Here is a 9,969-nt window from a genome sequence, read left to right on the forward strand (position 1 = left end):
CTCGCGCTTGCCCCCGGGGAGCTTCTTGCCGTGGACATCGATCGGCTCGAGCGTCGCCCGCACGACATCGCCGTCGGCGGCCGGACGGTCGATGGTCTCGAGGACGGCCCGGTTGCGCCTCATCGTATCGAGGGCCTCGGCGATCATCTCCTCGTCGACCTCGACGATCTGCTGCTCCACCTCGAGTCCCCGGTATCCGGTGACCTCGAACTGGGGTCGGACGACGACGTCCGCCTCGACAACCATCGGCTGCCCGAGGGCGAGATTGACCTCCCTGAGCTGGATCGGAACCGCCGGCTCGAGATTCCGCTCGCGGAGGGCCTCCCCGAAGGCCTCGGGAATCAACCTCTCGCGCAGATCCGACTCCATGTCGCCCTGGAACGCGCGGAGCAGGAGTTCGGGAGGGACCTTCCCCCGCCGGAATCCGGGCACCGACGCCCGCTTACGGTAGTCCGCCACGATCCGCTCCCACTGCTCCTCGACCTTCTCGGCGGGGAGTGTGATGGTGATCCTCTTCGTCCACTCCCCGGCTTCCTCAACGCGTACTTCCAAGGCTCCTCCTCATCCATTCCCCATCCGTCTCACTCGCGACGGCGCGCGCACCTGCGAGAGGGGGGATTCGAACCCCCACGAGTTAACCCCGCCGGATCCTAAGTCCGGTGCGTCTGCCAGTTCCGCCACTCTCGCTCGAATCGAGTCCGCCGGGCTGAATCGAATCGATCAGCCTGCATCGAGCCCCCAGGCCGTATCGAGCCCTCCAACCTGCATGGATCATACCGCGGGGCCGCAGCCGCGGCCTACTGTCCGCGGAACGCCGGCTTGCGCCTCTCCAGGAACGCGAGGGTGCCCTCGCGCCAATCCTCGCTGCTCGTGGCGAGGCCGAATGCGTCAGCCTCGATGAGCAGCGCCCCCGGCATGCTCGTCTCGAGTCCCCGCTGCGCCGCTTCGAGCGTCAGGCGGACAGCCAGAGGACCGCGCGAGGCGATCTTCCCGCCGATCTCCTCGCAGACCGGCAGAAGCTGCTCGGGCTCCACGACCCGGTTGAGCAACCCGATCCTGAGAGCCTCCTCCGCCGTGATCGGATCGCCGCTCAGGAGGATCTCGAGGGCCCGGCCGAGGCCGACCAGGCGCGGCAGGCGCTGCGTCCCTCCCCAGCCCGGAATGACGCCCAGATTGACCTCCGGTTGGCCGAGTCGCGCCCGGGTGCTCCCGATCCGGATGTGGCACGCCATCGCGAGCTCGCAGCCGCCTCCCAGGGCGAATCCGTTCACTGCCGCGATCACGGGCTTTCCGAGCCACTGGATCCTGTGCAGGACGTGCTGGCCCCGGCGCGCGAACTTGCGGGCGGCCATCGCGTCGAGATCCTTGAGCTCCTTGATGTCCGCCCCGGCGATGAACGCCTTCTCCCCGGCGCCGGTCACGATCACGGCCAGGACGGAGGGATTCCGCCCGGCCTCCTCCATCGCCGCCTCGATCTCGCTGAGCGTGGCCAGGTTCAGCGCATTGAGCACCTCGGGACGGTTGATCGTGATCCGGGCGAGCGCCCCCTTCTCCTCGAACAGCAGGTTCTGATAGCTCATCGGCCTTGAGACCTCCCTTGGAAACCATCCATCCACACGCAGAGGCAAAGAGTAGGGAAGGACAACTGGAGACGCAACAAGCGAGGATAAGGGCGCAGGCAGGGGGGCGGCCGCGCGAGGTGACCCCGCGCTCGGGCCGCGCCTCAGCCGCGCCTCAGCCGCGCCGCGGCATGGCAAGCGGCCTCCGTCCGGGCCAGGTTGCGAGCACCAACATATTATTGCATTTCTACGATAAAGGGATGACACTCGTGAAGAGAAGCACGAGAAGCGGCGGTTCTCGCATCGCGAACCGGCCGGGCCGCCGGTCGAGGCGCGGAACTCGGGGGTGCGACAGATGGGATGGAGCAGGAGGAGCTTTCTCAAGATCGGCGCCGGCGCGGCGGGCGGTTTGGCCCTCGGCGGAGGGCTGATCAGCGATTGGTACGGTCTCGACGCTCCGAGAGCGACGGATCCCGAGACCGACGGCGACCGGGTGATTCCCACCTTCTGCGAACTCTGCTTCTGGCGATGCGGCGTGCTCGCCTACGTCAAGAACGGCCGCGTCACCAAGATCAAGGGCAATCCCGAGCATCCCCTGAGCCGGGGCCGCCTCTGCCCGCGCGGCGCGGGCGGCACCGGCCTCCTCTATGACCCCGACCGCCTCAAGACGCCCCTCGTCCGGGTGCGCAAGCGCGGCGAGGAGGCCTTCGAGCCGGTCGGATGGGACGACGCCCTCGACCGGGTCGCCGAGGCGATGCAGAGGATCAAGAAGGAGCACGGCCCGGAGGCTTTCGCCCTCTTCCAGCACGGATACGGCTCCTCCTGGTTCAACCATCTGTTCCACGCCTATGGCTCCCCCAACATCGCCGCCCCCTCCTACGCGCAGTGCCGGGGGCCCCGCGAGGTCGGCTTCCAGATGACCTTCGGCGACGGGGTCGGCTCGCCGGAGCGGATCGACATGGAGCGCGCCGACTGCATCGTCCTGATCGGCTCCCACCTGGGAGAGAACATGCACAACACCCAGGTGCAGGACTTCGCCCGGGGCCTCGGCCGGGGCGCGCGGATCATCGTTGTCGATCCGCGGTTCAGCACGGCCGCGGGCAAGGCGCATCACTGGCTCCCGATCAAGCCGGGAACCGATATCGCCCTCCTGCTCGCATGGATGAACGTCCTGATCGAGGAGAACCTCTACGATCGGGACTATGTCGAGGCCTACGCCTACGGCTTCGATCAGCTGAAGGCGCATGTCGCCGACAAGACGCCCGAGTGGGCCTATCCGCGGACAGGGCTGCGTCCCGAGGCGATCCGCGAGACCGCGCGCGCGATGGGGGCCGCCAAACCGGCCGTCGTCGTCCATCCCGGCCGCCGGGTCACCTGGTACGGCGACGACACGCAGAGGACGCGGGCCATCGCGATCCTCGCCGCGCTGCTCGGCTCCTGGGGACGGGCCGGCGGCTATCTCCTTCCGAGCGCGATGAAGCTGCCGAAGTTCCCCTACCTTCGCTACGAGGAGAACGGCGCCGTGACCGCGGACCGCCCCAAAGGGGGCGACTACCCCCTCGCGGACGCGACGCTCGCCTCGGGCCTCTGCAACGCGACGGTACCGGGGAGCAGCGTCTACGATGTGAAGGGCTGGATGGTCTATGGCACCAACCTCCCCCTGACGCTCCCCGATCCGGCCAACACGGCCCGGGCCCTGCAGGCACTCGACTTCATCGTGGCGATCGATGTCCTGCCCGCCGAGATCTGCGGATGGGCGGATGTCGTTCTGCCGGAGGCGACCTACCTCGAGCGATGCGACGAGCTCGACGCGCCCGCCTACAAGGAGCCGTTCATCGCCGTGCGACAGGAAGTCGTTCCTCCGATGTATGAGTCGAAGCCCGGATGGTGGATCGCGAGGGAGATCGCGCACAGAATCGGCCTCGAAGGCTACTTCCCCTGGGCCGACTCGATGGAATACGCCAAGGACCGCCTGCATGCCGCCGGCCACGACTGCGACGCCCTGCGGGCGACCGGCGTGATCCGCGGGCCTCGGGTTCCCTGCACATACGAGGAGGGCGTCGCCCCCGAGTTCTCGACGCCTTCGGGGAAGATCGAGCTCTACTCCACTTCGCTCGCGGAGGCCGGCTTCGATCCCATGCCGGTCTATACGCCGCACGAGGAGGCCCCTCCGGGCTACCACAGACTCCTCGTCGGGCGGGTGCCGACCCACTCCTTCGGCCGGACGACGAACAACCGCCTCCTCTCGGAAGTCTGCGACGAGAACGAGGTCTGGGTGTCGACGGCGGCCGCCCGGGAGGCCGGAATCGAGCACGGATCCCGCGTCGTCCTGGTCAATCAGGATGGCGCCGAGTCGATGCCCGTGCGCGTGAAGGTGACCGAGCGGATCCGCGACGACTCGGTCTTCCTGGCACACGGCTTCGGGCACACGGCGAATGGGCTCACCTTCGCGCGCGGGCGCGGCGCCGATGACGCGGTCCTCACCACCCGCTACGCCGTCGATCCGATCATGGGGGGGACCGGGATCAACGTGAACTTCGTCACCTTCAAGAGGGCTTGAGCATGGAACCGCGCTACGTGATGGTCCTCGACACGCGCCGCTGCGTCGCATGCAGCGCCTGCGTCATCGTCTGCAAGACCGAGAACGATGTCCCCGAGGGAGGATTCCGCGACTGGGTCGTGAGCGAGACGCGGGGCCGCTTCCCCGCCCTCTCGACCGAGAACCGGTCGCTGCGCTGCAACCACTGCGCCTTCGCCCCTTGCATCGACAACTGCCCGACCGGCGCTTCCCACAGGGGGCCCGGGGGGACCGTGCAGATCGATCGGGTCAAGTGCACCGGGTGCAAGAACTGCATCTCGGCCTGCCCATACGACGCCCGCTTCGTCCATCCGCGCGGCTTCATCGACAAGTGCACCTTCTGCATGCACAGGAAGGGGGCCTACACCGCCTGCCAGACGGTCTGTCCGACCGAGTGCATCCACTTCGGCGACGCGAACGACCCCGGCTCCGAGGTGAGCCGCCTGCTCGCGACGCGCGATCACAAGGTCGTGGCCCCGGAGGCCGGGACGCGGCCGCGCGTCCATTACCTGGTCTGAGCGCGGGGAGGAGATGGCGATGAACGAGATCGAAATCCTGAAAGCGACCCCCCATCTGGCGCGGGAGCATTGGTGGGGTTGGGAGATCCCCGTTTACCTCTTCCTCGGAGGTCTTGCAGCCGGGATCATGATCCTCACCTCCGTCAGGGTGCTGCGCGATCCCGAGGGGGAGCGCTCGGAGACCTTCAGGCTCCTCTCCTGGCTGGCCCCGTTGGTTCTCTCGATCGGGATGTTCGCCCTCTGGCTCGACCTCGAGCGCCGGTGGGACGTTCCGCGTTTCTACCTCGCCTTCCGCCCGAAGGCGCCCATGTCGTGGGGAGCCTGGATCCTCCTCGCCGTCTATCCGCTCGTCGCTCTCTTCGCCCTCGGAGAGCTGCGCGGACGCTGGCGCGACCGGCTCGCGCCGAGGCTGCGCGCGGTCGCGGATTGGGCCGATGCGCCGGCGATCAAGAGGCGCCTCGCCTGGGGAAACGCCGCGGTGGGGACCCTCCTCGGGATCTACACCGGCGTGCTCCTCAGCGCGATGTCGGCGCGGCCTCTCTGGTCGTCCGCGGTGCTGGGCCCGCTCTTTCTCACATCGGGGGGCTCCACGGCGGCGGCGCTGATGCTCCTCTTCAGGGTCGACGAAAGGGAGCGCCGCGGCCTCTCGAAGCTCGATCTCGGATTGATCTGCATGGAGGTCGCGCTGCTCGGCCTCTTCTTTCTGAATCTCATGACCGGCAGCGACACATCGCAGAGGGCAGGCGGCCTCCTCCTCGGCGGCCCTTACACGGCGTCGTTCTTCGGGCTCGTCGTCTTCGGGGGGCTCGCCGTGCCGCTCTTCGGCGAGGCGCGTGAGATGCGCGGGCACAACGGCTCGCGCTGGTTTCTGCCGCTCCTGATCCTGATCGGGGGGCTCGCCCTCCGGTGGATCCTGGTCGCCGCCGGGCAGGCGAGCTCGTGGAACGCCCTGTGAGACGCGAACTCGAGCCGGGAACTCGAACCGCCAGCTCGAAACGCGAACTCAGAAAGCGAACTCGAAACGCGAAGAGGTGAGAGAGATGAATGACCGGAGAAGCGAATCCCTTCAGGATCCGAGGAGAGAGGGCGCGCCCCTCTGGAACCCCTACGTCGCCGGAGTCGCCCTCGGACTTGTGCTTCTGGCCAGCTTCGTCGTCATGGGGCAGGGGCTGGGCGCGTCGGGCGGCATCGCGCGCATTCTGGTGACCCTCCTCGCGCCGCTCATGCCGGAGGCGATCGCATCCAACGCGAACTTCCGGAATCTCCTTGCCGAGGGGAACCCGCTCCTGCACTTCCTGGTCTTCCTCGGCCTCGGAGTCCTGCTGGGCGGCTATGTGGGAGCCATGACGGGCGGGAGGATCCGAATCCAGCTCGAGCGCGGTCCGCGCATGGGCAGGCGCGGGCGGATCGCCTACGCCTTGATCGGCGGCCTGGTCATGGGCTTCGCGGCGCGCCTGGCCCTCGGTTGCACGTCGGGCCAGGCCCTGTCGGGGGGCGCCACGCTGGCTGCCGGCTCCTGGGTCTTCATGATGTGCGTCTTCGCCGGCGGGTACGCCGTCGCCTGGTTCGTCAGGAGGCAGTGGATATGAGCGCTCCTTTCTTCCCGCAGAACGCCTTCGGGCTGGGCGCGGGGCTCGCCCTGACCGTTCTGATCGGATTCGGATTCGGATTCGCCCTCGAGCGCGGGGGATTCGGAAGCTCCAGGCGGCTGGCGGCGCAGTTCTACCTCTACGACATGACCGTCTTCAAGGTCATGTTCACGGCGATCGTCACCGCCATGATCGGCATCTTCGGCCTCGCGCGCGTCGGTTGGCTCGACATCGATCTCATCTGGATCAACCCGACCTACCTGTGGCCCCAGATCGCCGGCGGCTTCCTGCTGGGAGTCGGATTCATCGTCTCCGGCTACTGCCCGGGGACCGCGATCGTCGCGAGCGCCTCCGGGAAAGTCGACGGCGTCCTCGCCCTGCTCGGCGTCACAGCGGGGATCGGCCTCTTCGGCGCCGCCTATGGCGGAGGGCTCGAGGCGTTCCATCACAGCGGGGCCTTCGGGAGATTGCTCCTCTCCGACCTGATCGGGATCGATCCCCTCATTCTGGCCCTCGGAGTCGCCCTCATGGCCGGCGGAGCCTTCGTCGGCGTGGAGAGACTCGAGCGCCGCTTCGCCGGGCGAGCCGAGCCGGGCCGCGCCCCTCGGATCGTCCGCGGCGCCGGCATCGCCGCGACAGGCTCCCTCATCCTCGCGGGGATCGTCTTCCTCGCGGCGGGACACTCACGGCGCGCGGCCGATCTCGCGACCGCGCGGGAGAACCTGGCTCCCCTCGACCTCGCCCGCCACATCGTGGAAGGGGCCAGGGACTGGTCGATCATCGATCTGCGGGAAGCGATGGAAGAGGGCTCGGAGACCATCCCCGGTGCCGTTCGCATCGGAAGCGCGGAGCTTGCCGATCCCGCGGTCTGGACCGATCGGCTCGCGGGGCATCAGAGAATCGTCCTCTTCGACGGCGGCGACGGAGCCGCGGAGCGAATCGCCCTCCCCGCCGGGTTCCGCGTGGCGGTTCTGGAGGGAGGATTCCCCGCGTGGCGGGACGAGATCCTCGCGGCGCCGGCGCCATCCTCGGCGGCGTCCCAGGAATCGACGGAGGAGCGGAGGGAACGGGACGCCCTCAGGGCCTTCTTCACGGGCGCGGCCGCGCCGGCCCCCTCCCCTTCAGGGCCGCCGGCCGCGGTCAAGGCCGGAGGGAAGAAGCCCAAGGCTTCGGGAGGCTGCTCGTGAGCGCGATCGCGACGGCCGCCGCACGCGGCATCGAGGAGCGCTACGCGGATGCGGCCTCGCTCTTGAAGGCGCTCGGACATCCGCTGCGGGTGAAGATCGTCTGCGGGCTCCTGCGGGAGCCGTGCACGCAGACGCGCATCGCCTCAGCCCTCAGAATCCCCCAGTCGTCGGTCGCGCAGCATCTGGACATGCTCCGCAGGCGTGGAGTCGTCGGAGGCACACGCTCGGGAAACGAAGTCCTCCTGCATGTCGCCGACCGGAGGGTCCCGGCGCTGCTCAGCGCCCTCTGCGCAAAAGGCAAGGTGCCCCGCCCCGTCTTTTGATCCCGCGCGCCGCGCGGCGGGCGGGCGGCACGCCCCCCGGCGGCAATTGTCTCGGGACGAACGGCCTGCTAGAGTCTGTCGAGCGGCGCGCGAGGCGGACTCGGAAGACCACGGGGGATGAGGGGCCATGGATGATCGTCTCGAGGACCTGAGGGAACGCAAGCGCCGCCTCCTCGACGGGGGCGGACGGGAGAAGATCGAGAAGCTGCACGCGAAGGGGCGGCTCAGCGCGCGCGAGCGCGTCCACGCCCTCTGCGACCCCGGCAGCTTCGAGGAACTCGGGGTCTTCGTCACCCACCGCTGCGCCGACTTCGGCATCGAGCGCCAGAAGCCGCTCGGCGACGGCGTCGTGAGCGGCTTCGGCCGGATCGACGGGCGCACGGTCTATGTCTTCGCCCAGGACTGGACCGTCTTCGGCGGCACGATGAGCGAGGCGAACGCGCGCAAGATCTGCGACATCATGGATCTCGCGATGCGAAACGGCGCCCCGGTGATCGGCCTCAACGACTCGGGGGGCGCCCGCATCCAGGAAGGGGTGACGAGCCTGGGCGGCTACGCCGACATCTTCCTGCGCAACACCCTGGCCTCGGGAGTCGTCCCGCAGATCTCCGCCATCTTCGGCCCCTGCGCGGGCGGCGCGGTCTATTCGCCGGCGATCACCGACTTCACCTTGATGGTCAAGGAATCGAGCCACATGTTCGTGACCGGGCCGAACGTGATCAAGACGGTCACGAACGAGGAGGTCTCCTTCGAGGAGCTCGGCGGCGCGATGACCCACAACAGCCGCTCGGGCGTGGCCCACTTCGCTACCGAGGACGATCTCGACTGCCTGCGGCTCATCCGCCAGCTCATGAGCTACATCCCTCAGAACAACGCCGAGGATCCCCCGAGGGTCGTTCCGGAGGACGATCCGGGGCGGATGGACCCCGAACTCGACTCGATCGTCCCCGCGGACTCCAACCAGCCCTATGACATCCGCGATGTGATCACGCGGGTCGTGGACATGGGGGACTTCCTGGAGGTGCACGAGCACTTCGCCAAGAACATCGTGGTCGGCTTCGCCCGTCTCGACGGCAAGAGCGTCGGGATCGTCGCCAATCAGCCCAAGTACCTCGCAGGGGTGCTCGACATCAACTCCTCGACCAAGGGCGCGCGATTCGTCCGCTTCTGCGACGCCTTCAACATCCCGCTGGTCACGTTCGAGGATGTCCCCGGCTTCCTGCCCGGCACCGCGCAGGAGTGGGGAGGGATCATCAAGCACGGGGCGAAGCTCCTCTACGCCTTCTGCGAGGCGACGGTGCCGAAGCTCACGGTGATCACCCGAAAGGCCTACGGCGGGGCCTACGACGTCATGAGCAGCAAGCATATCCGGGGCGACTACAACATCGCCTGGCCCTCCGCGGAGCTCGCGGTGATGGGCGCCGACGGAGCCGTGCAGATCATCTTCCGCAAGCAGATCGCAGAGTCGGCCAGTCCGGCGGAGGAACAGCGCAGGCTGGTCGACGAGTACAACAAGACCTTCGCGCACCCCTACATCGCGGCCTCGCTCGGCTACCTCGACGACGTGATCGAGCCGCACGAGACCAGGGCGAAGCTGATCAGCGCCCTCCACATGCTCGAGAACAAGCGCCAGACGAACCCTCCGAGGAAGCATGGGAACATCCCCCTCTAGCCCGAGGAGCAGGCCGCTCGAGGGCCGCCGGGTCCTTGTGGCCAATCGCGGCGAGATCGCCGCGAGGATCCTGAGGAGCGTGCGCGACGAGGGCGGAGTCGGAATCGCGGTCTACTCCGACGCCGACCGCTCGGCGGGACATCTCCGCCTGGCCGATGAAGTCCACCGTCTGGGTCCGCCCCCGGCGGCGGAGAGCTACCTGAACGCAGACGCCCTCCTCGAGGCATGCCGGCGCACGCGGGCCGAGCTGCTGCATCCGGGCTACGGCTTCTTCGCGGAGAATGCGGAGTTCGCCCGGATGGTGGAGAAGGCCGGCGTGATCTGGATCGGCCCGCCCCCGCGCGCCATCGGCGCGATGGGGGACAAGATCGCCGCGCGCAGGACGGTCGAGGCGAGCGGTGTGCCGCTGATTCCCGGAAGCGGGGAGCTCCCCGCCGATCCGGAGGCCGCCTGCCGGCAAGCGGCGGCGATCGGGTATCCGGTCTTGATCAAGGCCGCCTTCGGCGGCGGGGGCAAGGGGATGCGCCTGTGCGCGAACGACGA

Annotated in this window: 10 protein-coding genes and 1 tRNA gene; 8 read left to right on the forward strand and 3 right to left on the reverse strand. The window is 68.5% G+C overall.

The window, feature by feature from the left end:
- The 3 genes from FJY88_09130 to FJY88_09140 form a co-directional block, all read right to left on the reverse strand.
- On the reverse strand, positions 1–552 hold a 552-nt coding region (locus FJY88_09130), incomplete at its 3' end, for a hypothetical protein (protein ID MBM3287493.1).
- A gap of 52 nt (positions 553–604) precedes the next feature.
- Positions 605–687 (reverse strand) — tRNA-Leu (locus FJY88_09135).
- A gap of 110 nt (positions 688–797) precedes the next feature.
- Entirely contained in the window at positions 798–1,580 is a 783-nt protein-coding gene (locus FJY88_09140) for a hypothetical protein (protein ID MBM3287494.1), read from the reverse strand.
- A 334-nt stretch (positions 1,581–1,914) separates the two neighbouring features.
- Here FJY88_09140 and FJY88_09145 point away from each other — a divergent pair, with 334 nt between their 5' ends.
- From FJY88_09145 to FJY88_09180, 8 genes are all read left to right on the forward strand, one after another.
- Positions 1,915–4,119 (forward strand): nitrate reductase, encoded by a 2,205-nt coding sequence (locus FJY88_09145; GenBank protein MBM3287495.1) that lies wholly within the window; start codon positions 1,915–1,917, stop codon positions 4,117–4,119.
- 2 nt (positions 4,120–4,121) lie between these two features.
- Positions 4,122–4,655: a 4Fe-4S dicluster domain-containing protein gene (locus FJY88_09150; protein ID MBM3287496.1), complete on the forward strand. Its 534-nt coding sequence runs from the start codon at positions 4,122–4,124 to the stop codon at positions 4,653–4,655.
- A gap of 13 nt (positions 4,656–4,668) precedes the next feature.
- Complete coding sequence (locus FJY88_09155) at positions 4,669–5,610, forward strand: polysulfide reductase (protein ID MBM3287497.1); 942 nt, start codon at positions 4,669–4,671, stop codon at positions 5,608–5,610.
- Between the two features lie 85 nt (positions 5,611–5,695).
- Entirely contained in the window at positions 5,696–6,244 is a 549-nt protein-coding gene (locus FJY88_09160) for a hypothetical protein (protein MBM3287498.1), read from the forward strand.
- Positions 6,241–7,431 (forward strand): hypothetical protein, encoded by a 1,191-nt coding sequence (locus tag FJY88_09165; GenBank protein ID MBM3287499.1) that lies wholly within the window; start codon positions 6,241–6,243, stop codon positions 7,429–7,431. The genes FJY88_09160 and FJY88_09165 overlap by 4 nt, the downstream gene beginning before the upstream one ends.
- Positions 7,236–7,754 carry a winged helix-turn-helix transcriptional regulator gene (locus FJY88_09170; GenBank protein MBM3287500.1) on the forward strand — a complete coding sequence of 173 codons (519 nt, stop codon included), beginning with the start codon at positions 7,236–7,238 and terminating at the stop codon, positions 7,752–7,754. Before FJY88_09165 ends, FJY88_09170 begins: the two co-directional genes overlap by 196 nt.
- A gap of 127 nt (positions 7,755–7,881) precedes the next feature.
- Complete coding sequence (locus FJY88_09175) at positions 7,882–9,426, forward strand: acyl-CoA carboxylase subunit beta (GenBank protein ID MBM3287501.1); 1,545 nt, start codon at positions 7,882–7,884, stop codon at positions 9,424–9,426.
- On the forward strand, positions 9,407–9,969 hold a 563-nt coding region (locus FJY88_09180), incomplete at its 3' end, for a hypothetical protein (protein MBM3287502.1). The genes FJY88_09175 and FJY88_09180, both read left to right, overlap by 20 nt.

Source organism: Candidatus Eisenbacteria bacterium (genome assembly GCA_016867495.1).
Lineage (GTDB): Bacteria > Eisenbacteria > RBG-16-71-46 > CAIMUX01 > VGJL01 > VGJL01.